This window comes from Mycobacterium sp. 1245499.0 (assembly GCF_001673615.1).
In the GTDB taxonomy this organism is placed as follows: Bacteria; Actinomycetota; Actinomycetes; order Mycobacteriales; family Mycobacteriaceae; genus Mycobacterium; species Mycobacterium europaeum_A.
In genome coordinates, this window is the sequence record NZ_LZMG01000158.1 from 36589 (window position 1) to 58868 (window position 22280).

A 22280-nucleotide genomic window follows, 5' to 3' on the forward strand; every position below is an offset into this window, starting at 1 on the left:
AAGATGCGTTTCGAACCGAACGGGGGCGCTGGCCGTGACCTCAGCAATGACAGCAACGGCCGGCGACCCCGATCTCGGCGAGGTCGATCCGTTTCGAATCCGGTTGCTCGACGGCCTCGCCACCTCGATCAGCGAGCGCGGTTACCGCGCCAGCACGGTCGCCGACGTCGTCCGCTACGCACGGACCTCCAAGCGCACCTTCTACGACCACTTCGGCGGCAAGGAAGAGTGCTTTCTGGAGCTGCTGGCCGTCGACATCGAGAAGTTGGGCGCCAAGATCGCGGCATCGGTCGATCCCGACGCCGATTGGCACGTCCAGATCCGTCAGGCGGTCGAGGCCTATGTGGGATACATCGAGGCCCGCCCGGCCATCACGTTGAGCTGGATCCGCGAACTGCCCTCGCTGGGTGCGGCCGCTCGCCCGGTCCAGCGCCGCGGGCTGCAGTTGCTGACCAGCCTGCTGATCGACCTCAGCGCCAGTCCCGGATTTCGGCGCGCCAAGCTGCCTCCGTTGACGGCGCCGTTGGCCGTGATCCTGTTGGGCGGTCTGCGTGAGCTCACCGCGCTTGCGGTCGAAGACGGTCGGGCCGTCCGTGAGATCGTCGAACCGGCCGTGGATGCCTCCGTCGCGCTGCTGGGGCCCCGGCACTGACGGCGTAGAACCCATCGCGCGAGTGGTTTTCGGGGCCTAGGCTCATCGCCGGAATGGCTTTCGCGGAAACGGAGGACCTAGCGATGCGGCTTTCAACCCGAAATCAGCTCAAGGGGACCATCACCGAGGTCGATCTCGGCACGGTGATGGCGGTGGTCAAGGTGACTCTCGACGGCGGCGACCAGGTGATCACGTCGTCGGTCACCAAGGATGCCGCGACCGACCTCGGCCTTCAGGTCGGTCAGAAGGCGACGGTGTTCATCAAGTCGACCGAAGTCACCATCGGCGTCGACTGACTCAGAGTTTCATGAACCCGCGCAACCGATCCAGCACCAAATCGGGTCGTTGCGCGACGATCCAGTGACCGACTCCGTCGACCAGCTCCACCTCGAAATCGCTTATGTGGTCGGCGTATCCGTCCAGAAGCCGCGGAGTGATCACCGGATCATCGGTACCGCTCAGCCAGCGCACCGGTACGTCGACTCGGTGATCGTCGTACTCACCCCCCAGCCAGCTGCGCATCTCTGTGGTCTGGAAGCTGCGATACCACCGCGATCCGGCCTCAGCGTGCCCTGGCTCGCGCATGCACTCCGCGTATAACCGCACGCTGTCCTCGGGCAGCGGGAACCCGCCGCCGACCCACGAACCCAGGATCCGGGGAAACCGCCAGTGGGGATCGCTGAGCACCCGAGGTCCGATCACGGGCAGCAACATCGGGACCTGATACCAGAAGCGCCAGAGGTCGCGGACCGCCGCCAAATCGAACTTCGCCCAGGGCGCCACGGTGTTGAGTCCGAAAAAGCCCGTCACCTTCTCCGGATGGCGCAACATCATGATGAAAGCCGCGGGCCCGCCCCAATCGTGGGCGACCAGCTTCACTTTGGCGATGCCCAAGTCGTCCAGCACGCCCGCAAGGTCCTCGGCCATCTCCGCCTTCAGGTACCGCGAGCGCGGCGCCGAACTCCAGCCCGCACCCCGCAGGTCGGGACACACCACCCGGTAACCATCGGCGGCCAGCGGACCGATCAGCTCGTGCCATTCCCACCAGTTCTCCGGGAAGCCGTGCACCAGCATGACGGCCGGTCCGTCGGCCGGACCGGCATCCGCGACATGGATGGTGACGCCGCTTCCCAGCTCGACGTACCTGTGTTCGACGCCGTCCAGCGCGGGCATGGTGACCATGCTTGAAAAGCTAGCGCACTGCGCCTATTTCAGGAACCGCTCGACGTAGGGCGCGAAGCGCTTCCGCAGGCTCTCCTCGTTCAGCCCGAACATCTCGTATGACGTTTCGACGTTGCCCAGCCGTCCGCGCCGGTGGCCCGTCAGGTAGTCGTCGACGGCCTTGCGCGCCTCGTCGGTGAACGGTTCGCCGGCCAGGGCATAGACCCGTTCGGCCACGCCGATTTCGTCGGCCATGAAGTCGTCGAAGCGAATGTCGATCGAGCGGTCCGGACCGATGGTGTCTCGATCGCGGATGAGTGCGGTGAGCATCTGATCGAGGCGGTCGATCCAGGAATTGGCGATCCGCTCCACCGGCACCGGCGAGCGGTGCATGCGGGCGGAGTAGGTGATCATCGCGATCATCGACAGTGCCACCGGGACGGGGTCGCGGTGGGTGAACACCACGATGCTGTCGGGAAAGACCCGATCCAGGACCGGCACCTGCTCGAGGTGTTGGGGCGATTTGAGCAGCCAGCGCCGACCACCGCGCAGGTACTGCATCGCCCGGAGTTGGGTGGCCAGGTATTCGTAGTGCGGTGTCTGGTCGTGCGCCTGGTAGTAGTCGCGCCAGCGGGGGACGTCGGCGAGCGTCTCCAGCAGCATCGTCGACACGTCGTTGGCCAGCAGCTGGATCTCTTCGTGGACGTGATCGGTGGTCATCTCGTGCATCAGCGCGAAATGCGGCATCACCATGTTGATCACCCCGACCGCGACGTCCATCCGGGTCCGACGCGGATCAGGTTGTACGTCAACCTCATTCGGCATCGGGAACGGTTCGTTGCTTTCCCAGTACGGCATGGTACGGAACGTCGGCGGCGCGGCCAGCAGATTGTGCAGGTGTGTGGTGCCGGTGCGGGGCAGCCCGGCGATGACCACCGGTGAACGCAGTTCGATCTCGTTGATCTCGGGATGGCGCCTCAGCAGGTCGGTCAACAGCAACCGGTTCTTGAGGACTTGCAGGAGTTGCCCGTAGAAGTTCACCCTCCCCGCGTCGTGCAGTCCGTCGATCTCGCGCAGGGCGGCGAGGTAGACCTCGAGGCGTTCCCGGTAGTCGTCGGGCCCGAAGTCGTCCAGGCCGGTGTCGGCGCTGGCCCGCGCGTGCAGCGCGGCGGCATCCAACGGGCACTCGGGCGCCATCGAGGCCATCATGTCCAGGATCTGCTGGCCCTCGGCGCTGAAGCGGGGCGAGGCCAGGTCGTCAAGGCGAACGGTCACGGCGACTTATGTTACTCTGAGTTTCGTAATGGTTGTGGATTTTGGCAGACCCCGTGATCCCCGGATCGACGCCGCGGTGCTTCGGGCGACCGTTGAGCTGCTGGGCGAAACCGGCTACCCCGGCTTGCTGGTCTCCGCCATCGCCGAACGCGCCGGCACCAGCAAGCCCGCCATCTACCGCCGCTGGCCCAGCAAGGCGCACCTGGTGCACGAGGCGGTGTTCCCGATCGGCGCCGGAACGGCCATCCCCGATACTGGGTCGACGGCCGAGGGCTTGCGCGAGATGGTCCGCCGCACAATGGCTTTCCTCACCACACCGGCCGCCAGGGCGGCCCTGCCCGGGCTGATCGGCGAGCTGGCCGCGGACCCGACGCTGCACTCGGCGTTGCTGGAGCGCTTCGCCGGAGTCATCGGCGGCGGGCTCGCCGACTGGCTGGCGGCCGCTGCGCTGCGCGGTGAGGTGCGCTCGGACGTGACCGCCGCCGAACTGGCCGAGACGATCGCCGGCGTCACGCTGGTCGCCCTGCTCACCCGCGTCACCGAACTCGACGATGCGTGGGTCGATCGCACCACCAGGTTGCTCCTGAAAGGAATCAGCGCATGACGCACCAATCGACCGAGGCGTGGCAGGAATTGCTGAAAACGCTTGGCGAACTGGGCCACTCGTTCCTCGAAGGTGACCGTGCCGTCACCGACGACCGGCACGTCGCCGACGGCTACCGGATGCTGGCCGCCACCCTGGGCGTGGCCCTGGACACCTACCTGTTCCCCGAACCGGGTCGGCCCCAGTTCGTCGCGGTGAACACGCCTTTCCGCCGCGACCGCCGCTGGGGCGGGGACAACACCGATGCCTACTACTACATATGCCCGGTCGATCCCGCCCGTCGATACCGCATCAGCGGCAATAGGGGTGACAGCGTGTACTTTTCGGTGACGGCGTACAACGAGCCGACGCCCGGCGCCTGGTCGGACCGGGTGGTGGCGATCGTCCGCGACACCGATCTCGACATCGACGCCGACGGCGACTTCGCCTTCGACTTTCCCGCCACGCCCGACGCGGCCGTGCTGATGACCCGCGACTACCAGGCCGATCCCCTGGCCGGCCGCCCGGTGACGTGGCACATCGAGGCGCTCGACGAGCCCGACCCGATCCGGCACGGCGACGCCGAGACCGCGGCGAACCTGCGCGCCGCCGCCACCTGGCTGCGCACCATGTTCGCCATCGTGCCGCTGGCCGTGGGAAATCGGGTGGCCGACCAACACGCGCTCGGGCACGAAACCGCCCACGCGGCTAATGAATTCGCCGATCCCTATCAGGTGCCGGACGCCAATTTCGGGTGGTCGGCGCGCGACGCCTGCTACTCGTACGGCAGTTTCGTGCTCGATGAGGACGAGGCGCTGGTGATCACGCACCGACCGCCGTCGTGCAGGTTCTGGAACCTGGTGGTGTGGAACCAGTTCATGGCGACGTTCGGCGCCCGGGACGCCCGGTGCTCCCTGAACGGCCACAGCGCCGTGGCGAACAGTGACGGTTCGGTGACGGTCGTCTTGTCCGCGGGCCCGACCGCGCATCCCAATTCGCTTACCACGCTGGGCTATCCACGCGGGAATCTGGCTTTTCGCTGGTTCCTTGCCGACGGCGTGCCGCAACGGCCCGAGGTGAAACTCGTCAAGGCGGTCGACGCGCCGACGGCCGTCACCTAGGCCGCCCCTGGAACTCGATTGCGCGGCCCAGCCAATGTGGATTTACGCGGCGATCGGCTCGGGCTCGGGCGACTTTTCGACGCCGGCCTTTGGCACCCACGAGTCCGGGAAGGTCAGCCGGACGATCTTGCGGACGACGGTGCCGAACTGACGCAGCAGCGGACCGCGGTTATAGGGGATGCCGTAGCGCCCGCAGATCTCCTGCACCTCCGGCGCGATGTCGGCGTAGCGGCGGGCCGGCATGTCCGGGAACAGGTGGTGCTCGATCTGGTGCGAGAGGTTGCCGGACAGCAGGTGAAAGATCTTGCCGCCGGTCAGGTTTGCCGAGCCGAGGATCTGGCGGAAGTACCACATGCCGCGTGACTCGTCCTTGGTTTCCTCGACGGTGAATTCCTGTGTCCCGTCCGGGAAGTGGCCGCAGAAGATGATCATGTACGACCACACGTTGCGCATCAGGTTGGCGGTCAGGTTGCCGGTGAAGACGAACGGCGCAAAGGGACCGGCCAGCAGCGGGAAGGCGACGTAGTCCTTCAGGGTCTGCCGACGGGTCTTGCGCCAGATCTCCCGCAGCACCTCACGCTTGTCCTGGAGCCGGATCTCGCCGGAGCGGATACGCTCGGTTTCCAGCTCGTGCAGCGCAACGCCGTACTGGAACAACACCATCAGCAGGAACGCGTAGATCGGGTTGCCGAGGAAGTACGGCTGCCAGCGCTGGTCTTCGCTCATCCGCAGGATTCCGTAGCCGATGTCGCGGTCCATCCCCACGATGTTGGTGTGGGTGTGATGCATGTAGTTGTGCGAGTGGCGCCATTGGTCGGCCGGGCACGCCGTGTCCCACTCGAAGGTGCGCCCGGAGATGGCCGGATCGCGCATCCAGTCGTACTGGCCGTGCATGATGTTGTGGCCGATCTCCATGTTGTCCAAGATCTTCGACAGGCCCAGCATCGCGGTGCCCGCCAGCCAAGCCGGGGGTAGGAACCCGGCGAACAACAGCGCCCGGCCACCGACCTCCAGCGCACGCTGGGCCTTGATGACGCGGCGGATGTAGTCGGCGTCCTGTTCGCCGAGTTCTGCCATCACACGTTCCTTGATGGCGTCGAGTTCCCGGCCGAATGCATCGGCCTGTTCGGGCGTCAGGGCAATCTTGGCGTTCGACATTGTTTGTCCTCCAGAAGTTTTCAGGGGCTGGAATGGTCGGTCGCTATAGCGACAGGTCCACGTCACCGACCGGAACGGACACGCAGATCTGCACGTCCTCGTCGGGGGCGGTCGAGACCGCACCGGTGACCAGGTTGCGCACGGTGCCGGCGGTTTTACGCCGCGTGCAGGTGTGGCAGATGCCCATTCGGCATCCGTTTTCGGGTGAGAGCCCGGCCGCTTCGGCCTGCTCCAACAGCGGGCGCCCGTCGTCGACGACGTCAACACCGCTGTCGGAGAACGTGACTCGACCGCCCGAGGGATTCGCCGGCACATCGAAGGCCGGCGGCACGAAGCTCTCGGTGTACACGTTGTCGCAGTGCGATCGGACCGCCTCGACCAAAGCGGCCGGGCCGCAGACGAATACCGCATCGGGTGACGGCATCGCGGTGGCCAGGTGCTCGGCACCGAAGCGTCCGGCGAGGTCGCCGCCGTCGGAGCGGGTGTAGCCGTGCAGCACCCGCACGCCGGGCATCGCCTTCAGCTCGTCGCGGTAGCAGGCCTCGGCCGGCGTGCGCGCGTAGTGAATGAATGCGATTTCGCCGTCGTGGCCCTGGGCGACGAGGGTCCGCAGCATCGACATCACCGGAGTGATCCCGCTTCCGCCCGAGACGAAGAGGATGCGCCGCGGGGTTTGCGTTCCCGGCAGCGTGAAGTCACCGCCGGTGCCGGCGAGACCGACCACCATCCCGCGGTGGGCGTGTTCGTAAAGATAGTTCGAGACCAGGCCGCCGTCGTGCCGACCGATCGTCAGCTCGAGGGTGGTACCGCCTTCGGCGTTGGCGGGCGAATAGCACCGGGTGTGGCGGCGGCCGTCGATCTCCACGGTCAGGTTGACGTACTGTCCGGCCTTGAGGGTGTGGGCGGCCAGGAAGGTGTCGTTGGGGGTCAGGGTCAGGGTGACGCTGCGGGGCGTGGCCCGGCGCACGTCGGTCACCTTGGCGCGGGCCTCGCCCAGCGTCCAGGTGGGCGCCACCAGTTCGGTGTAGCGGTCGACGCCGTGCGGGCCGGTCAGCAGGTCTAACAGCTCTGAACCCAACACGCGCTGCCGAAGGGTCCGCGCGAGGACTCGGCCAGAAGCTTGAGCGGTTTGAGTGAACATATGTACACCGTGCGACCGCGGAGGCCATGCAGTCAAGGGTTTAATGCCTGGCTGTGGTAGGGTTCACATAGTGAACAGCCGTACTCCTAGCTCACGGGGACGGGGCGCGGGGCGCGAACGCACACGGGAAAGCCAGTCGCGCGAGGAGCGCAAGGAGGCGACGCGCCGGGCCATCATCGCCGCGGCACTCAAGCTCCTGCAGGACCGCAGCTTCTCCAGTTTGAGCCTGCGCGAGGTGACGCGGGAGGTCGGGATCGTTCCGGCGGCGTTCTACCGGCATTTCGAATCGATGGAGGCCCTGGGGCTGGTCCTGATCGACGAGTCGTTCCGGAGCCTGCGCGACACGCTGCGCGACGCGCGTGCCGGAAAGCTCGACCCGAACCGGGTGATCGAGTCGTCCGTCGAGATCCTGGTCGCCAGCGTCGCCGACAGGCGCGAACACTGGCGGCTCATCGGCCGCGAGCGCAACAGCGGCTTGTCGGTGCTGCGCTACGCCATCCGTACCGAGATCCGGCTGATCACGTCCGAGCTGGCCACCGACCTGGCGCGATTCCCGGGCCTGAACAAGTGGACCACCGAGGATCTCAACGTGCTGGCGACCCTGTTCGTCAACGCCATGATCGTCATCGCGGAGGCCATCGAGGATTCGCAGAGCGCCGAGGCAACCGAGGACATTCGCCGGCTCGCGGTCAAGCAGTTGCGGATGATCGCGACCGGCATCGCCGGCTGGCGCAGCACGCCCTGATCCGATCGGCTGCAGTAAACAGCCGAGCACTGACTTACTCGTCGACGACCTCGTAGAGCGAGTCGCCGTCCTCGGGGGTGCCGTCGATCTGGCCCCGGTGGGCGCGCCGGGGACCGTCGTCGACCGGCTCAATGGCATCGGGGACGTCGGGCTCCTCGGCCGCCAGTCGGGCGTCGAGGGATTCGCCCTCGCGTTCTTCTCTGGCGGTCATGCCGAACCGGTCGGCCTCGCTCCAGCCCTCAGGCGGGTCGACGACGATGTCGCCGTCGTCGTTGCGCAACTCGTCCGAGTCGGTGCCTTCGCTCGGGTTCAAGGTGTCACCCGGGCCACCCTCCTCGGGGAAGTCCGCGGGATCCACGTCGGCCTGGGGGTTATCGCTCATGCCCATCCGGTTGCCCGCGGCGTCGGGGGGTTAAACGCGGGCGGCAGGCCTCCGGCCGCGCTCCTACCGTGGCGGACGCCACATGGCCCACAGGCTCGGCCCGCCGTCCGGCAGCACGATCTCACGGGTGACGCTGAAGCCGAAACGCTCGTAGTACGGCACGTTTTCGGGCTTGCTCGACTCGAGATAGGCCGGGCAGTACTCGGCGTCGCAGCGGTCCAACCGCGACCGCATCAACGCCTGACCAAATCCCTTGCCGCGAACCGCCGGATCGCTGCCGATCACCGCCAGGTACCAGTGCGGCTCCTCGGGATGCACGCTTTTCATCAATTCCTGTACGGCGCGTCCCCGCATCGAGCGCAGGCCGAACACCCGGATGAACGTCGGCGTCATCGCCAACTGGCCCCGCGGCGTCTCTTGCCACTGATCCGGCGGATCCCACAGCGCCGCCGCAACGATGTCCGCCCCCGCACCGGCCACCTCCACGCCGCCGCGGGCCAGGTGATGATGGCGGGTCATCGTCGCGAACAACCGGGACAGCTGCGCGATCCGCTTGTCCTGATCGGGCATCAGCCAGATCATCACCGGGTCGTCGTAGAACGCGCGGGCCAGGGTGCGCGACAGCGTGCGGACGTCGGCTTTCACTGCCGGGCGGACCTGCGGGGTCATCTGCACCACGCTAGTGCGTGTGAGGCCCGGCGTGACGGGTATGCCGACCCGGTGACCGGCATCTCGCGGCGAGCGTTCGGGCGGATAGCGGCCGGCGCCGGCGTGCTCGGGCCCGCCGGGCTGGCGCAGGGATGCGCGAAACCGGCTGCCGAGCACGGCAAGTCCAGCGGGCCGGCGCCCCCACCGGGCAAGGGCGTGGGCTTTGTCCTCTCGCACGAGCAGTTCCGCACCGACCAGCTGGTTGCGCAGGCTAAGGCGGCCGAACGCGCCGGCTTCCAACACGTATGGGCCAGCGACCACATTCAGCCGTGGCAGGACAACGAAGGTCACGCGATGTTCCCGTGGCTGACCCTAGCGCTCGTCGGCAACGCCACCAGCCACGTAACGTTCGGCACCGGGGTGACCTGCCCGACCTACCGCTACCACCCCGCCACGGTCGCCCAGGCGTTCGCGTCCCTGGCGATTCTTTATCCCCGCCGGGTGTTCCTGGGCGTCGGCACCGGCGAACGGCTCAATGAACAGGCCACCACCAACACCTACGGCAACTACGCCGAGCGTCACGACAGGCTGGCCGAAGCGGTACAGCTGATCCGCCAGCTGTGGAGTGGTTCGCGAATCTCGTTCGCCGGCCACTATTTTCAAACGAACTCGCTGAAACTCTACGATGTTCCGGCGACGCCCCCGCCGATCTTCGTCGCGGCCGCCGGCCCGAAAAGCGTGAGACTGGCCGGACAGTACGGGGATGGCTGGATCACCCAGGCGAGCGATGTCACGAATCCAAAGCTGTTGGCGGCCTTCGGTGCGGGCGCCCGGGCCGCCGGGCGTGACGTGGCGACGCTCGGAAAACGGGCCGAACTGTTCGCGGTCGTCGGCGACAACGCCGTCGCGACCCGGGCCGCCACGCTGTGGCGCTTCACCGCCGGGGCCGTCGATCAACCCAACCCCGTCGAGATCCAGCGCGCGGCCGAGTCCAACCCCATCGACAAGGTGTTGGGCGGCTGGACGGTCGGCACCGACCCGGCTCCCCATATCAACGCCCTGCAGCGGATTCTCGACGCCGGTGCGATTCCGTTCCTGCATTTTCCGCAAGACGATCCCGTCGCCGCCATCGAGTTCTACGGCGCCAACGTCCTGCCGAAGTTGCACTGACGGACCCCGGCCGCCCCCCCGTTTCGGCACCGCTACCCCGGGTATCCGCACGCAACTCCTAACAGCCCCAACTGGGAAGGCAACGCATGGACGCAATCACTTTTCTTCGTCAGGACCACAAGAGTGTGCTCGGTTTGTTGGAAACGCTCGACGGGGCGCCGTCGGGCGAGGGCGCTCAGGCGAGCGGCCTGGAAACCATGGTGAACAACCTCATCATCGCCGAATCGCAGCACGAAGCCATTGAGGAGCAGTTCTTCTGGCCCGCGGTGCGCGAAGCGATCGGCGACGGCCTCGTCGACAAAGCGCTCGAGCAGGAGCAGGCCGGAAAGAAGCTGCTGCAGCGTCTCGAGGACGGCAAGCCGGGCGACCCTGATTACCACGAAGCGTTGCAGGAATTCGTCACGGCGGGCCGCGAACACATCGCCTACGAACAGGATGAGGTGTGGCCGCAGGTCGAAACCGTGCTCAGCCGTGAGGATTTGGAGAAGATCGGCGAAAAGTTGGAAGCGGCAAAGAAGATCGCTCCGACCCGGCCGCACCCCGACACGCCGCCCAACCCGGCGGTGCTGAAAACGATGGGCATGGGGGCGGCGATCGTGGACCACGTCCGCGACGCGGTAACCGGCCGCGGCGAGGACAATCCGCCGGACCCGCAGATGCACTGAGCACATGGGAAGGGCCGGGCGCTGAGCAAAATTCGGCGCCCGGCCCTTCCACTTGTCCAATTAGCCGGTGGGAACGTGCTGTTCGTGGGTGAAGGGCTTCTCGGCGTTGACCGCCGGCGAACCCTGCGGGTTCTCCTTGGCGCCGGTGTTCTTGCGAGTGGTGCCGCCAAGCCACTGTTCCTCGGGCTTTTCGACGTACTCCCATTCCGTGCCCTCGGGCCAGGGACCCTGTCCTTGGTTCCACGGGCCGCGAATGGACTCGCCACCGCCGTTGGACATGTTGAACGCCACGTTCTGGAAGCGCGGGTCGCCCGGCAGCTGTCCCGGCGGGAAGTTCACCGGGAGCTCGTTGAGCGCTGCGGTGAACTGCTGATAGTGCGCCACCTCGCGCGTCATCAGGAACGTCAGGGTGTCCTGCACGCCGGGGTCGTCGGTGAACTGCTTGAGATATTCGTAGACGACCTTGGCGCGCGATTCCGCCGCGACGTTGTTGCGCAGGTCCACGGTGGGATCACCGTTGGCGTCGATGTAGGCGCCGGTCCAGTTGTTTCCTCCGGAGTCCTTGACGTCCGGCCCACCGCCACTGAGCACCAGGAACAGCGGGTTGACCGCCACCGAGTGGATCAGGCCGTCGCGGCCGCCGCCGTTGGCCGCCACCGCCGGCATCCAGTCGCATTTCTCATTGGCGATCTTGAGGTTGTCGTTGAGCCCGTCGAGCAACATCGTGATCATCGATCCGACCATCTCGAGGTGGCTGAGCTCCTCGGTCGCAATATCCATGAACAGGTCATACATTTTCGGGTTCTTCTGCCGCAGCACGAATGCCTGGGTGAAGTACTGCAGCGCGGCGGTGAGTTCACCGTTGGCTCCGCCGAACTGGTCCATCAGCAGCGACGCGAAGCGAGGGTCGGGTCGGTCGACGCGAACCTCGAATTGAAGATCTTTGTTGTGCACAAACACTGGGGCTCCCTGGGGGTTGAGATCGGGTTGTCGACGCCGGGTACCCGGGGCCTTTTGCCCCAAACTCGGACGACAGCAACTCCCTCGGTGGCCAGCGCTCGGGCACCTCAGACGACCGCGGGGGTGACGCATCGTGGGACATCGTGGAGAATCCGGTTCCATGGAGCCTTTGGACGCGGCCGCTCGGCACGAGCTGGCTACGCGCATGGCGGAGCTATCCCGGGAGATCGCGGTGCCGCGTTCGCTCAACCGGGTTCTCGCCGACGTGACCACCGCGGCGGTGGAACTGATACCGGCGGCGGACCTCGCCGGGGTGTTGCTGGTGAAAGGGGGCGATGATTTCGAATCGCTCGCCGACACCGACAGCCTGGTCGCCAAACTCGACAAGCTGCAGCATGACTTCAATGAGGGCCCCTGCCACGACGCCGCGCTGAAGCAGACGATCGTGCGCACGGACGATCTCCGCAATGAGCCTCGCTGGCCGAAATACGCACCGGCCGCCGTCGAGCATGGCATCCTCAGCAGCCTCTCGTTCAAGCTCTACACCGCCGACCGCACCGCCGGCGCGCTCAACCTGTTCAGTTTCCGGCCCGGTGTGTGGGACACCGAAGCCGAAACCATCGGCACGGTGTTCGCCGCGCATGCCGCCTCGGCGATCATGGCCGGGCGGCACGGACAGCAGATGCAATCGGCCCTGTCCACGCGGGACCGCATCGGCCAGGCCAAGGGCATCATCATGGAGCGCTACGGCGTCGATGACGTGCGCGCCTTCGAATTGCTGCGCCGGCTTTCCCAGGAAAGCCAGACCAAGCTCATCGACGTCGCCCAGCGCGTGATCGACACCCGCAGCGCCGACTGAACCTCCGCCGCCCCGCTCTAGGATGGGGTGGCTTCATCAACGAGTCCGGCGCGGCGTTGCGCCGGGGATTGGTTGACCACGGTGTGGGACTTCGAAACAGACCCCGAATACCAGGCAAAGCTGGACTGGGTCGAAAAATTCATGGCCGAAGAGCTGGAACCGCTCGACCTGGTTGCGCTCGACCCGTACGACAAGCAGAACGCCGAGATGATGGCCATCCTGCGGCCCTTGCAGCAGCAGGTGAAGGACCAAGGGCTGTGGGCCGCGCACCTGCGCCCGGAGTTGGGCGGCCAGGGCTTCGGTCAGGTCAAGCTGGCGCTGCTCAACGAAATCCTGGGCCGCTCGCGCTGGGCCCCCTCGGTGTTCGGCTGTCAGGCACCGGATTCCGGCAACGCCGAGATCCTCGCCCTGTTCGGCACCGACGAGCAGAAGGCGCGCTACCTGCAGCCGCTGCTGGACGGCGAAATCACCTCCTGTTATTCGATGACCGAACCGCAAGGCGGTTCTGACCCAGGGCAATTCGTCACCGCCGCAGCCCGCGACGGCGACAACTGGGTGATCAATGGGGAGAAGTGGTTCTCCACCAATGCCAAACACGCGTCGTTCTTCATCGTCATGGCGGTGACGAATTCCGAGGCCCGCACCTACGACAAGATGTCACTGTTCATCGTTCCGGCCGAAACGCCCGGCATCGAGATCGTGCGCAACGTCGGCGTCGGAGCGGAGTCGTCAAAGCGCGCCACCCACGGCTACGTCCGCTACAACGACGTCCGGGTACCCGCCGACCATGTGCTGGGTGGCGAGGGACAGGCGTTCATGATCGCGCAGACCCGGCTCGGGGGCGGCCGGATTCACCACGCCATGCGCACAATTGCGTTGGCCCGCAGCGCCTTTGACATGATGTGCGAGCGCGCGGTGTCCCGCAAGACCCGGCACGGCCGGCTGTCCGATTTCCAGATGACCCAGGAGAAGATCGCCGACAGCTGGATCCAGATCGAGCAGTTCCGCCTGCTGGTGCTGCGCACCGCGTGGTTGATCGACAAGCACCACGACTACCAGAAGGTGCGGCGCGACATCGCGGCGGTGAAAGTGGCGATGCCCCAGGTGCTGCACGATGTCGCGCAGCGGGCGCTGCACCTACACGGCGCGCTCGGCGTCTCCGACGAGATGCCGTTCGTCAAGATGCTGGTGGCCGCCGAGTCGCTGGGTATCGCCGACGGTGCCACCGAGTTGCACAAGATGACTGTCGCCCGCCGGACCCTGCGCGAATACGAGCCGGTGACAACGCCTTTCCCGTCGGCTCACATACCGACCCGGCGCGCCGAAGCGCAGGCGCGACTGGCCGAGCGGCTCGAACACGCCGTCGCCGAGTTCTAGCTACGCGCGCCGCGACCTCAGGCGACGAAACGGACGACGCTTTCGGCCACGCACGCCGGCTTGGCCGATCCCTCGATCTCGACGGTGGTCGAGATGGTCGCCTGCACTGCGCCGTTACCGACGTCGTCGACGCTGACCAACGAACTCTGCGCGCGTACCCGGGAGCCGACCGGAACCGGTGCGGGGAAACGAACCTTGTTGAGGCCGTAGTTGATTGCCAGCTTGATGCCGTTGACTGTGTAGATCTGATGCTGCAGCCGGGGCAGCAGCGCCAAGGTCATGAAACCGTGGGCGATGGTCGTGCCGAACGGGCCCGACGCGGCCCGTTCCGGGTCGACGTGAATCCACTGGTGGTCACCGGTCGCATCGGCGAACAGGTTGACGTCTTCCTGGGTGATCGTGACCCAGTCGCTGTGCCCGAGAGCTTCGCCCGCGGCGGCGGCAAGCTCGGTAACTGATTCGAAGGTGCGCATTCGAGTTCTCCTTGGTTTCGGCTGCTAACAATAGCGCCGGAGCGCCACGTCATCGCCGGAGGTCACCGTTTCGGATGAGCTGTCGAGGGAACCCCACGCGCAACGCCACCTCTCCAGAAAAGGAAGCCACCATGCCAGATCACAAGGGCCACAAGACCGAGGAAGACGTGGACGCTGAGAACCACCAGACTCAGTCCCGCGCCGCCGCGGGTGAGGAAGACGGCTCGTACGTGGGCGCGGCGGGCTCCGACGATTCCTTCGACGCCGGTGAGTCGGGCGCCGAAGCCCGCAGTCAAGACGGCTAGCGCCATCCGCGAGGGCGGTAGGGCTGCGCCGAAAGCTACCCGAGTGCGCCGATCGCGGCCTGCAGCTTGGCGGTGGCCTGGTCCGCCACGTCTTGCAGAGCGCCAGGCTCGGCCGTCACTTTGACCATCAGCTGAGGATCCATCGCCTCGACCAGAACCGCATCCGCATCGCCGGCGGGATCGGACCGCACCACCACGTTGCACGGCAGCAACTGGCCGATCTCGCGGTGGATGTCCAGCGCGCGATGCGCCAGCACCGGGTTGCAGGCCCCCAGGATCAAATAGTTCTCCATGTCCTCGCCGAGCTTTTGCTTCAGCGTGGCCTGCACGTCGATGGTGGTCAGTACGCCGAAACCCTGGTCGGCCAGGGCTTTCGTCGTCCGATCCACCGCGTCCTCGAACGAGGTGTGCAGTGTGGTGCTCAATCCTGATGTCATTTGTCCTCCTGTTTTGGCGTGGCACTAGCCAGAAATGCGCGGCGATCCCGCCTAGGCCGCGGTGCGGGGCCGCTGCAGCTGAGTGAACTGGGGAATTGCGGCCAGGGCGGCCACCGCGTCGAACAGGGCGAGGGCGGCGTCGGCGTCGGGCAGGGCCGTCAGGACGGGCCCGAAGAAGGTGTGTTCGCCGATACGCAGGATCGGGCTGCCGCCGGTTTCGCCGAGCGCGTCCTGTCCGTCCTGGTGTGCTCGCCTGACAATGTCGTCCAGTGTTGCGTCCGAGGTGGCGGCGGGGGTGACGTCACGAACGCCCGCCGCATCCAGCACCTCCGCGACCAGCGAGTCGGTGAGAGGCTGCGATTGCTCGAAGTACCGCTCGCCGAAGGCGAAATACGCGGCGGTCCAACCCGCGCTGCCGTGGTCGCGGACGATCGCGGCCATCAGCCGCCCGACCTGCTGCGAGTCACGCATCCGGGCCTGGTGCGCGGGCGACAGTTCGCTTCCCTCGTTGAGGACGGCCAGGTTCATCAGCCGCCAATCGGTGGCCAGCCCGGTCTTCTCGGCGACGGCACGCAGCCAGCGCGCGGTGTTCCACGTGTACGGACACACCGGGTCCAGCCACAGCGTCGCAGCCGGTTTGGTCGAATTACGTTGGACGGCAGACATTTTCGCTCCTTTTCGTCGCGCTAGGCAATCACGCCAGGCTCAGGAACAGCTTCTCCAATTCGTCGATCGACACGGCCGGCTGATCGTGCCCTCGCGTGATGCAGTCGCGCAGGCCCGAGGCGATGATCTTGAAACCCGCGCGGTCCAAGGCCTTTGACACCGCAGCCAGCTGGGTGACGACGTCTTTGCACCCACGGCCCTGCTCGATCATTGAGATGACCCCCCCGAGCTGACCGTGCGCCCGGCGTAACCGGGTGAGCACGGCATCGATATCGCCGGGGCGATGCCCCGCACCGACTTTCGTGCGCGGTGCGCTGCCGTTACCTTCGATCACCATGTCTGCTTTATACCATACCCCGTAGGGTATCTGCCGCTGGCCAATCGGCCGTCGATCCCGCTTAGCGCAAGATGGGTTTGTGAGGCTGCTGCTGATTGCCGATACCCACATTCCCAAACGCGCCCGCGACCTGCCGGCCCAGGTCTGGGATGAGGTGGCCGCGGCCGACGTCGTCGTGCACGCGGGCGACTGGATAGCACCCGAATTCCTCGATGAGCTAGAGGCCCGGGCGGCAAGGCTGGTGGGGTGCTGGGGCAACAACGACGGCGCGGCGCTGCGGGCGCGACTGCCGGAACGGGCCGACGTGACGCTGGCCGGGGTCCGGCTGACGGTCGTGCACGAGACCGGCGCCGCGACCGGACGCGACACGCGGATGGCGCGGCTCTATCCCGACACCCACGTGCTGGTCTTCGGGCACAGCCACATCCCGTGGGACACCACCACCGACAACGGCTTACGGCTGCTCAATCCCGGGTCACCGACGGACCGCCGCCGCCAACCCTTCTGCACCTATATGACGGCGCGCGCCGCGGATGGCGAGCTGACCGAGGTCGCGCTGCATCGCCTGCCCCGGTAGCGGGTACATAACCCACGCACAGCTTCCCCACATAGATAGCTCGGCTACAGAGGTATTATGGGCGCAGATGAACTCACGCACAGATGTGGCCGGCGACTTGTTCGGCGTCGTCGGCAGGTTTCGCCGGCAACTCCGGCGGTCGGCGGGTCGCGGGTTCGATTCGGCGCGGTTGTCCGAGTCGCAGACGGAGCTGTTATGGCTGGTCGGCCGTCGGCCGGGGATCTCGGTCAGCGCCGCGGCCGCCGAGTTGGGCCTGGTGCCCAACACCGCGTCGACCCTGGTCACCAAGTTGGTGTCCGCCGGGCTGCTGCTGCGGACTGCCGGCGACAGCGATCGCCGGGTGTGCCAACTGCGGCTGGCCGAGCCCGCCCAGCAGGTCGTCGACGCATCCCGCGCCACCCGGCGGGCGTTGCTGTCCGAGGTGATCGACGAGCTTGACGACGACCAAATCGAAGCTTTGACAAAGGGATTGGAGGTCCTCGACACGATGACCCGAAAAATGAGTGAGCGGCGATCATGAGCGCATCGCTGCCGATGGCGGTCGACGCCAGAAATGTGACCTACCGGTACGGTCAGTTCACCGCCGTCGATGACGTGACCCTGCAGGTGCGGCCCGGTGAAACCATGGGCCTGCTGGGGCCCAACGGCGCCGGCAAGACGACCATGGTCCGGATGCTGACCACGTTGACCCCGGTGCAGCATGGCGAACTGCGCATCTTCGGGATGGACGCCCGCCGCCAGACCACCGACATTCGAAGCAATATCGGCTATGTGCCCCAACAGCTTTCGATTGAGCCCGCACTGACCGGCAGGCAAAACGTGCAGTGGTTCGCGCGGCTGTACGGGGTGCCCCGCGCCGAGCGCGCCGACCGCGTCGATCAGGCGCTGGTCGCCATGGATCTCATCGACGTGGCCGACCGGCTGGCGTCGTCCTATTCCGGTGGCATGGTCCGCCGCCTCGAGGTGGCGCAGGCGCTGGTCAACCGCCCGTCGCTGCTGGTGCTCGACGAGCCGACCGTCGGGCTGGATCCCATCGCGCGTGACGGCGTGTGGGCACAGGTGCAAAAGATGCAGGCCCAGTTCGGCATGACCGTGCTGCTTACCACCCACTACATGGAGGAAGCCGACGCGCTGTGCGACCGGGTAGCGCTGATGCACCGCGGTCAACTCCGGGCGGTCGGCACACCCGACAGGTTGAAGGCCAAGGTGTCTGCGAACGCCACGCTCGAGGATGTGTTCCGCCACTACGCGGCATCGGGTCTGGCCGATGACGCGGATCCCGCGGAAGCCACCGGGTCCATTCGTGAAATCCGTTCCAGCAGAAAGGTGGCTCGCCGTGTCGGTTGATAGCGCCGCCGGCTCGACACTGCTTCGCGCGCCCCACGGCTGGCAACGAGCCGGCGCCTTGGCCAGCCGCATCGGGGCGTTCGCGATCGTCGAACTGCAGAAGTTGCAGCACGACCGGACCGAACTGGTCACCCGGATGGTGCAGCCCGCCCTGTGGCTGTTGATCTTCGGGACCACGTTCAGCCACTTGCATGTCATCCCCACCGGATCGGTGTCATATCTGGCGTTCCTGGCGCCGGGGATCATCGCCCAGTCAGCGCTGTTCATCTCCATTTTCTATGGGATACAGATCATTTGGGACCGAGACGCCGGTGTGCTGGCCAAGCTCATGGTGACGCCGGCACCGGCTTCGGCGCTGATCACCGGCAAAGCGTTTGCGGCCGGGGTCCGGTCGGTGGCCCAGGTGGTCGGCGTGCTGGCGCTGGCGTACGCGATGGGTGTCGGCCTGACGGTCAATCCGTTGCGGATCGTGGCGGCGATGGCCATCGTCATGCTCGGCGCCGCCTTCTTCGCCTGTCTGTCCATGACACTGGCCGGCTTGGTGCGCAGTCGCGACCGCCTGATGGGAATCGGGCAAGCGATCACGATGCCGTTGTTCTTCGCATCCAACGCCCTGTACCCGGTCGACGTGATGCCCGCGTGGCTGCACGTGCTCTGCAAGGTCAATCCCCTCAGTTACGAGGTGAACGCGCTGCGCGCGTTGTTGATCGGCACCCCATACAACCTCGCGGACATCGCGGTGCTGGTGGTGGCCGCGGTGCTCGGAATCGTCACGGCCTCAACACTTTTGCGTCGCTTGGTGGCATGATCCGGCGCCGGCGATAGCGCATGCGCCAGCGCATCGCAAGGCAGGTGCACGGTTTCGAGAGCCGATCGTGACCCGATCGTGACGATTTCTGTGCGAGGCCCAATCGTTAGCCAACCGCGATCTGACATCCCGGCCGCGACAAACGAATTCACCCGTCCCGCTGTGTTTGACTCCCCGAGAACAGATTCGACCGCACCATGCGGCAGATGAAAGTTGGGATGGGTAGAGAGCTATGTCGTTCTTCGAAAAGTTGCGTGGCGCAGCGGCTACCATGCCGCGCCGACTGGCGATCGCGGCCATGGGGGCCTCCCTGCTGTCCGGTCTCGCTGTTGCCTCCGGCGGCTCCCCCGTCGCGGGGGCCTTCTCCAAGCCCGGCCTTCCGGTGGAATACCTCGAGGTGCCCTCGCCGTCGATGGGCCGCAACATCAAGGTCCAGTTCCAGGGCGGCGGATCGCACGCCGTGTACCTGCTCGACGGCCTGCGCGCGCAGGACGATTACAACGGCTGGGACATCAACACCCCGGCTTTCGAGGAGTTCTACCAGTCCGGCCTGTCGGTCATCATGCCGGTCGGCGGCCAGTCCAGCTTCTACAGCAACTGGTACCAGCCGTCCTCGGGTAACGGACAGAACTACACCTACAAGTGGGAGACCTTCCTGACCCAGGAGATGCCGCTGTGGATGCAGGCCAACAAGCAGGTCTCCCCGGCCGGCAACGCCGCCGTCGGGCTGTCCATGTCGGGCGGCTCCGCGCTGATCCTGGCGGCCTACTACCCGCAGCAGTTCCCGTACGCCGCCGCGTTGTCGGGCTTCCTCAACCCGTCCGAGGGCTGGTGGCCCACCCTGATCGGGCTGGCGATGAACGACGCGGGCGGCTACAACGCCAACAGCATGTGGGGGCCGTCCAGCGACCCGGCGTGGAAGCGCAACGACCCGATGGTCCAGATTCCGCGACTGGTCGCCAACAACACCCGCATCTGGGTCTACTGCGGTAACGGCACCCCCAGCGACCTCGGCGGCGACAACATGCCGGCCAAGTTCCTGGAGGGCATGACGCTGCGCACCAACGAGCAGTTCCAGAACAACTACGTGGCCGCCGGCGGACGCAACGGGGTGTTCAACTTCCCCGCCAACGGGACGCACTCGTGGCCCTACTGGAACCAGCAGTTGGTCGCGATGAAGCCCGACATCCTGCAAACCCTCAACACGGTCAACGCCGCGCCGGCTAGCGCCCCTACCGCTAACCCTCCCGCGGCCTGAGGCCAAGGCCAGCATCGGCAGTAGCGCACCGGTCAGCGCTACTGCCGATGCTTTTCTCACGCCTCCTTGAGCAGGGCCCGGCGATCGGAGTGGAAGTACGTGTAGCCGGTGGTCAGCGCGCACACGACGGTGGCCACCACCAGCATCCACGTCCCGTTGACGAACAGGCTGATGAAGCCACCCACTGCGGCGCCCAGCACCAGGCTGGCGAACAGCAGAAAGTAGCCCAGCCAGTCGGCCGCCGACCCACCCGCGAGGTGGCGTTCGATGCCCTGGCCCATCTTCACCAGCGTGCCGGTCACGTAGCTCAGCGGGACCGACACCTCACCGTCCTTGACGAAGGACGTGTTCAAAGCCCCGATCCCGAACGCCACCAACATGATCGGCGCGAAATCGAGCAGGTTTTCGGTCCAGCCCTCGTCGATGACGTCGGCCACGGTGGCCGCCGCCAGGCTGAACGTCGTCAGCACCGTCGGCCCGTGCGGGTGCGCCACCCAGAAATGGCGCCGGCAGACCGACGCGATGATCACGCCGGCGACGAAGCACAGGATCAACACCCCCGCGGAGATCGACAGCACCACGTCCCCGCGGAAGTACCCCAGCGCCGCCCGCTGGGCGTTGCCTGTCATGAAGGTCACAAAGTATCCGGCGGAATGCGTATAGGCGGTCGCCCCCAAAATCCCGGCCAGCACCGCCAGCACCCACGACAACCGCGACTCACTGTTGTTGATCTCGTTCGGCACACGCACATGCTGTCAGACAGCCGCGGCACGCGCAGCGCACGCGAACGCTAGTGGGCGGTGAGACGAGCGATGGAGCGCAACGGAATCGGCAGCCAGCCCGGCCGGTGCCGCGCTTCGTAACCGGCCTCGTAGACGGCCTTGTCGAGCTCGTAGGCGGCCAGCAGCTGCGCCGAATCGCGCGGGTCTGTCCCGGAGGCGGCCGCATAGCCGTCGCAGAACGCGGTGCGGTTGCGTTCGACCCACTCGCGGGCCCGGGCCGCCAACTGCTTGTCGTCGGCTTGGTCGACCAATGGTCCGTACGCGGCGTACTCGAACGAGCGCAGCACCCCGGCCACGTCACGCAGCGGTGAATCCGGCGCTCGGCGTTCCTCGAGCGGCTGTCCCGGCTCGCCCTCGAAATCGATGAGCAGCCAGCGCTCCGGCGTGCGCAGCACCTGGCCCAGGTGCAGATCGCCGTGGACGCGCTGCACGGTGATCGTCTCGGTGATCAGCTTCTGGAAGCGCTCTTCGATCGTCGTCGCGTGCTCCTCGAGCTCGGGCACCAGGGCCGCGGTCGCCGACAGCCGCGCCAGCACGTTGTCCACCGGGAACACGGCCTGCGAGGTTCCAAGCGTCTCGGCCAGGGTGGCGTGCACGGACGCCACGGCTTCGCCGAGCCGGTAGGACTCGCCGGCGAAGTCGCCGCCGACCTCGTACGCATACAGGTCGCCCTCGGCGAACAGGTCACGGACGCTCGCGGTGGCCATCGCCCAGCCCTCCGCGGAGTTGGCGGCGAACTCGGTCACCATGCCCAACGGCCACGCCTCGTCGGCGCTGCCCTCGGAACCGGTCATCTCGTAGGTGCCCAGCAACCGCGCGACGTGCGGGTTGCCGGCCCGGCCGAGCACGCGGTTCAGCTCGATGTCGGGGTTGATGCCGCTGCTGACGCGCCGGAACACCTTGAAGATCGCGTCGCGGTCGAAGATGACGCTGGTGTTGGACTGCTCGGCGTCCGAGACATGCGCCATCGCCTCCAGCGGAAGCTCGACGCCCGGCTCTTTGGCGAAACTCACCTCGGTGCCCGTCGCGTTGCGCACGGCCGACGAGTCGATCAAAGAGAGCAGGAACCGCGGCGCCTCGGCGTCGTACATCGCGTCGAACCCGGTCCGGCCGTCAGCGGAGCCGATGGTGGCGACGGTGCTGTACTCGGAGACCGGTCCGGCATCCCATCGCACGATCACCTGGTACCGGTGGCGGGAACCGTCGGCGTAGTCGGCGTCGACGAGGACCAGGTCGAGGTCGTCGTCGAGCGGGACGACCACGCTGGATTCGGCGCGCGTCAGTTCTCGGTTACGCCCGGCGTACCAACGTTGTTGCGGAAGCCACTCAGACCAGGGCAGCTTGGCTGGCTGAGTCATTTGCGCCACTCCTCCTCATGAGCACCAGTCTGCCT

28 protein-coding genes are annotated in these 22280 nt (G+C 66.5%); 15 read left to right on the plus strand and 13 right to left on the minus strand.

What is annotated here, in order from left to right:
- The first annotated feature begins 46 nt into the window (after positions 1 to 46).
- Together A5646_RS08700 and A5646_RS08705 are read left to right on the plus strand one after the other, a co-directional pair.
- Complete coding sequence (locus A5646_RS08700; RefSeq protein ID WP_066868178.1) at positions 47 to 652, plus strand: TetR/AcrR family transcriptional regulator; 606 nt, start codon at positions 47 to 49, stop codon at positions 650 to 652.
- Positions 653 to 735: 83 nt separating this feature from the next.
- Positions 736 to 948: a molybdopterin-binding protein gene (locus A5646_RS08705; protein ID WP_066882046.1), complete on the plus strand. Its 213-nt coding sequence runs from the start codon at positions 736 to 738 to the stop codon at positions 946 to 948.
- Position 949: 1 nt separating this feature from the next.
- Here A5646_RS08705 and A5646_RS08710 read toward each other — a convergent pair whose 3' ends face one another.
- Together A5646_RS08710 and A5646_RS08715 are read right to left on the minus strand one after the other, a co-directional pair.
- Positions 950 to 1834 (minus strand): alpha/beta fold hydrolase, encoded by an 885-nt coding sequence (locus A5646_RS08710; protein WP_067021274.1) that lies wholly within the window; start codon positions 1832 to 1834, stop codon positions 950 to 952.
- 24 nt (positions 1835 to 1858) lie between these two features.
- Positions 1859 to 3088: a sulfotransferase gene (locus A5646_RS08715; RefSeq protein ID WP_067021276.1), complete on the minus strand. Its 1230-nt coding sequence runs from the start codon at positions 3086 to 3088 to the stop codon at positions 1859 to 1861.
- Between the two features lie 28 nt (positions 3089 to 3116).
- Between A5646_RS08715 and A5646_RS08720 the strand changes: the two genes are divergently transcribed.
- Entirely contained in the window at positions 3117 to 3692 is a 576-nt protein-coding gene (locus A5646_RS08720) for a TetR/AcrR family transcriptional regulator (RefSeq protein ID WP_067021278.1), read from the plus strand.
- The gene (locus tag A5646_RS08725) at positions 3689 to 4792 is read left to right on the plus strand and encodes a DUF1214 domain-containing protein (protein ID WP_067021280.1); all 1104 of its coding nucleotides are present in this window, start codon (positions 3689 to 3691) and stop codon (positions 4790 to 4792) included. Before A5646_RS08720 ends, A5646_RS08725 begins: the two co-directional genes overlap by 4 nt.
- A 42-nt stretch (positions 4793 to 4834) precedes the next feature.
- Here the strand turns inward: A5646_RS08725 and A5646_RS08730 are convergent, their stop codons facing one another.
- Together A5646_RS08730 and A5646_RS08735 are read right to left on the minus strand one after the other, a co-directional pair.
- The gene (locus A5646_RS08730) at positions 4835 to 5950 is read right to left on the minus strand and encodes an acyl-CoA desaturase (protein ID WP_067021282.1); all 1116 of its coding nucleotides are present in this window, start codon (positions 5948 to 5950) and stop codon (positions 4835 to 4837) included.
- Between the two features lie 43 nt (positions 5951 to 5993).
- Positions 5994 to 7091: a ferredoxin reductase gene (locus A5646_RS08735; protein ID WP_067021284.1), complete on the minus strand. Its 1098-nt coding sequence runs from the start codon at positions 7089 to 7091 to the stop codon at positions 5994 to 5996.
- Positions 7092 to 7134: 43 nt separating this feature from the next.
- On the opposite strand from A5646_RS08735, the gene A5646_RS08740 reads away from it, so the two are divergent.
- Positions 7135 to 7836, plus strand: coding sequence for a TetR family transcriptional regulator (locus A5646_RS08740; RefSeq protein ID WP_197498031.1), 702 nt, complete (start codon positions 7135 to 7137; stop codon positions 7834 to 7836).
- Positions 7837 to 7870: 34 nt separating this feature from the next.
- Here the strand turns inward: A5646_RS08740 and A5646_RS08745 are convergent, their stop codons facing one another.
- Complete coding sequence (locus A5646_RS08745; protein ID WP_066868241.1) at positions 7871 to 8218, minus strand: hypothetical protein; 348 nt, start codon at positions 8216 to 8218, stop codon at positions 7871 to 7873.
- Positions 8219 to 8281: 63 nt separating this feature from the next.
- On the minus strand, positions 8282 to 8887 hold the full coding sequence (locus A5646_RS08750; RefSeq protein WP_066868239.1) for a GNAT family N-acetyltransferase: 606 nt from the start codon (positions 8885 to 8887) through the stop codon (positions 8282 to 8284).
- Between the two features lie 51 nt (positions 8888 to 8938).
- On the opposite strand from A5646_RS08750, the gene A5646_RS08755 reads away from it, so the two are divergent.
- Together A5646_RS08755 and A5646_RS08760 are read left to right on the plus strand one after the other, a co-directional pair.
- Complete coding sequence (locus A5646_RS08755; RefSeq protein ID WP_067021286.1) at positions 8939 to 10036, plus strand: F420-dependent hydroxymycolic acid dehydrogenase; 1098 nt, start codon at positions 8939 to 8941, stop codon at positions 10034 to 10036.
- Between the two features lie 86 nt (positions 10037 to 10122).
- The gene (locus A5646_RS08760) at positions 10123 to 10701 is read left to right on the plus strand and encodes a hemerythrin domain-containing protein (RefSeq protein WP_067021288.1); all 579 of its coding nucleotides are present in this window, start codon (positions 10123 to 10125) and stop codon (positions 10699 to 10701) included.
- 60 nt (positions 10702 to 10761) lie between these two features.
- On the opposite strand, the gene A5646_RS08765 is transcribed toward A5646_RS08760, so the two are convergent.
- Positions 10762 to 11661, minus strand: coding sequence for a manganese catalase family protein (locus A5646_RS08765; RefSeq protein ID WP_066868157.1), 900 nt, complete (start codon positions 11659 to 11661; stop codon positions 10762 to 10764).
- Positions 11662 to 11830: 169 nt separating this feature from the next.
- On the opposite strand from A5646_RS08765, the gene A5646_RS08770 reads away from it, so the two are divergent.
- Together A5646_RS08770 and A5646_RS08775 are read left to right on the plus strand one after the other, a co-directional pair.
- The gene (locus A5646_RS08770) at positions 11831 to 12520 is read left to right on the plus strand and encodes a GAF and ANTAR domain-containing protein (RefSeq protein ID WP_369806922.1); all 690 of its coding nucleotides are present in this window, start codon (positions 11831 to 11833) and stop codon (positions 12518 to 12520) included.
- A gap of 81 nt (positions 12521 to 12601) precedes the next feature.
- The gene (locus A5646_RS08775) at positions 12602 to 13897 is read left to right on the plus strand and encodes an acyl-CoA dehydrogenase family protein (protein WP_067021301.1); all 1296 of its coding nucleotides are present in this window, start codon (positions 12602 to 12604) and stop codon (positions 13895 to 13897) included.
- A gap of 17 nt (positions 13898 to 13914) precedes the next feature.
- Here A5646_RS08775 and A5646_RS08780 read toward each other — a convergent pair whose 3' ends face one another.
- Positions 13915 to 14370, minus strand: a complete 456-nt coding sequence (locus A5646_RS08780; RefSeq protein WP_066868150.1) for a MaoC family dehydratase — start codon at positions 14368 to 14370, stop codon at positions 13915 to 13917.
- A gap of 131 nt (positions 14371 to 14501) precedes the next feature.
- On the opposite strand from A5646_RS08780, the gene A5646_RS29385 reads away from it, so the two are divergent.
- A complete protein-coding gene (locus tag A5646_RS29385) occupies positions 14502 to 14675 on the plus strand; it encodes a hypothetical protein (RefSeq protein WP_197498032.1) in 174 nt (57 codons plus the stop codon).
- 35 nt (positions 14676 to 14710) lie between these two features.
- Here the strand turns inward: A5646_RS29385 and A5646_RS08785 are convergent, their stop codons facing one another.
- The 3 genes from A5646_RS08785 to A5646_RS08795 are packed head-to-tail and all read right to left on the minus strand — an operon-like array spanning position 14711 to position 16115.
- Positions 14711 to 15112, minus strand: a complete 402-nt coding sequence (locus A5646_RS08785; protein ID WP_066868148.1) for a DUF302 domain-containing protein — start codon at positions 15110 to 15112, stop codon at positions 14711 to 14713.
- A gap of 51 nt (positions 15113 to 15163) precedes the next feature.
- Entirely contained in the window at positions 15164 to 15778 is a 615-nt protein-coding gene (locus tag A5646_RS08790; protein ID WP_066882025.1) for a hypothetical protein, read from the minus strand.
- Between the two features lie 28 nt (positions 15779 to 15806).
- Positions 15807 to 16115: a metal-sensitive transcriptional regulator gene (locus tag A5646_RS08795; RefSeq protein ID WP_066882023.1), complete on the minus strand. Its 309-nt coding sequence runs from the start codon at positions 16113 to 16115 to the stop codon at positions 15807 to 15809.
- A gap of 79 nt (positions 16116 to 16194) precedes the next feature.
- On the opposite strand from A5646_RS08795, the gene A5646_RS08800 reads away from it, so the two are divergent.
- From A5646_RS08800 to ag85C, 5 genes are all read left to right on the plus strand, one after another.
- Positions 16195 to 16692: a metallophosphoesterase gene (locus A5646_RS08800; RefSeq protein ID WP_066868141.1), complete on the plus strand. Its 498-nt coding sequence runs from the start codon at positions 16195 to 16197 to the stop codon at positions 16690 to 16692.
- 67 nt (positions 16693 to 16759) lie between these two features.
- Positions 16760 to 17212: a MarR family winged helix-turn-helix transcriptional regulator gene (locus A5646_RS08805; protein WP_066868139.1), complete on the plus strand. Its 453-nt coding sequence runs from the start codon at positions 16760 to 16762 to the stop codon at positions 17210 to 17212.
- Positions 17209 to 18039, plus strand: a complete 831-nt coding sequence (locus A5646_RS08810) for an ATP-binding cassette domain-containing protein (protein WP_067021290.1) — start codon at positions 17209 to 17211, stop codon at positions 18037 to 18039. The genes A5646_RS08805 and A5646_RS08810 overlap by 4 nt, the downstream gene beginning before the upstream one ends.
- Complete coding sequence (locus A5646_RS08815) at positions 18029 to 18847, plus strand: ABC transporter permease (RefSeq protein ID WP_067021292.1); 819 nt, start codon at positions 18029 to 18031, stop codon at positions 18845 to 18847. The genes A5646_RS08810 and A5646_RS08815 overlap by 11 nt, the downstream gene beginning before the upstream one ends.
- Positions 18848 to 19079: 232 nt before the next feature.
- On the plus strand, positions 19080 to 20105 hold the full coding sequence (gene ag85C, locus A5646_RS08820) for a diacylglycerol acyltransferase/mycolyltransferase Ag85C (RefSeq protein WP_066868130.1): 1026 nt from the start codon (positions 19080 to 19082) through the stop codon (positions 20103 to 20105).
- Positions 20106 to 20161: 56 nt separating this feature from the next.
- Here ag85C and A5646_RS08825 read toward each other — a convergent pair whose 3' ends face one another.
- Positions 20162 to 20848, minus strand: a complete 687-nt coding sequence (locus tag A5646_RS08825) for a YoaK family protein (RefSeq protein ID WP_066868128.1) — start codon at positions 20846 to 20848, stop codon at positions 20162 to 20164.
- Between the two features lie 47 nt (positions 20849 to 20895).
- Positions 20896 to 22245: a maltokinase gene (locus A5646_RS08830; protein WP_066868125.1), complete on the minus strand. Its 1350-nt coding sequence runs from the start codon at positions 22243 to 22245 to the stop codon at positions 20896 to 20898.
- Between the last annotated feature and the right edge of the window lie 35 nt (positions 22246 to 22280).

What these genes read in the sequence shown, in the direction of transcription:
- A5646_RS08700 (WP_066868178.1), top strand. Translation starts at nt 47, where the DNA reads ATGACAGCAACGGCCGGCGACCCCGATCTCGGCGAGGTCGATCCGTTT.
- A5646_RS08705 (WP_066882046.1), top strand. Translation starts at nt 736, where the DNA reads ATGCGGCTTTCAACCCGAAATCAGCTCAAGGGGACCATCACCGAGGTC.
- A5646_RS08710 (WP_067021274.1), bottom strand. Translation starts at nt 1,834, where the DNA reads ATGGTCACCATGCCCGCGCTGGACGGCGTCGAACACAGGTACGTCGAG.
- A5646_RS08720 (WP_067021278.1), top strand. Translation starts at nt 3,117, where the DNA reads ATGGTTGTGGATTTTGGCAGACCCCGTGATCCCCGGATCGACGCCGCG.
- A5646_RS08725 (WP_067021280.1), top strand. Translation starts at nt 3,689, where the DNA reads ATGACGCACCAATCGACCGAGGCGTGGCAGGAATTGCTGAAAACGCTT.
- A5646_RS08730 (WP_067021282.1), bottom strand. Translation starts at nt 5,950, where the DNA reads ATGTCGAACGCCAAGATTGCCCTGACGCCCGAACAGGCCGATGCATTC.
- A5646_RS08735 (WP_067021284.1), bottom strand. Translation starts at nt 7,091, where the DNA reads ATGTTCACTCAAACCGCTCAAGCTTCTGGCCGAGTCCTCGCGCGGACC.
- A5646_RS08740 (WP_197498031.1), top strand. Translation starts at nt 7,135, where the DNA reads ATGCCTGGCTGTGGTAGGGTTCACATAGTGAACAGCCGTACTCCTAGC.
- A5646_RS08745 (WP_066868241.1), bottom strand. Translation starts at nt 8,218, where the DNA reads ATGAGCGATAACCCCCAGGCCGACGTGGATCCCGCGGACTTCCCCGAG.
- A5646_RS08750 (WP_066868239.1), bottom strand. Translation starts at nt 8,887, where the DNA reads ATGACCCCGCAGGTCCGCCCGGCAGTGAAAGCCGACGTCCGCACGCTG.
- A5646_RS08760 (WP_067021288.1), top strand. Translation starts at nt 10,123, where the DNA reads ATGGACGCAATCACTTTTCTTCGTCAGGACCACAAGAGTGTGCTCGGT.
- A5646_RS08780 (WP_066868150.1), bottom strand. Translation starts at nt 14,370, where the DNA reads ATGCGCACCTTCGAATCAGTTACCGAGCTTGCCGCCGCCGCGGGCGAA.
- A5646_RS29385 (WP_197498032.1), top strand. Translation starts at nt 14,502, where the DNA reads ATGCCAGATCACAAGGGCCACAAGACCGAGGAAGACGTGGACGCTGAG.
- A5646_RS08785 (WP_066868148.1), bottom strand. Translation starts at nt 15,112, where the DNA reads ATGACATCAGGATTGAGCACCACACTGCACACCTCGTTCGAGGACGCG.
- A5646_RS08790 (WP_066882025.1), bottom strand. Translation starts at nt 15,778, where the DNA reads ATGTCTGCCGTCCAACGTAATTCGACCAAACCGGCTGCGACGCTGTGG.
- A5646_RS08795 (WP_066882023.1), bottom strand. Translation starts at nt 16,115, where the DNA reads ATGGTGATCGAAGGTAACGGCAGCGCACCGCGCACGAAAGTCGGTGCG.
- A5646_RS08805 (WP_066868139.1), top strand. Translation starts at nt 16,760, where the DNA reads ATGAACTCACGCACAGATGTGGCCGGCGACTTGTTCGGCGTCGTCGGC.
- A5646_RS08810 (WP_067021290.1), top strand. Translation starts at nt 17,209, where the DNA reads ATGAGCGCATCGCTGCCGATGGCGGTCGACGCCAGAAATGTGACCTAC.
- ag85C (WP_066868130.1), top strand. Translation starts at nt 19,080, where the DNA reads ATGTCGTTCTTCGAAAAGTTGCGTGGCGCAGCGGCTACCATGCCGCGC.
- A5646_RS08830 (WP_066868125.1), bottom strand. Translation starts at nt 22,245, where the DNA reads ATGACTCAGCCAGCCAAGCTGCCCTGGTCTGAGTGGCTTCCGCAACAA.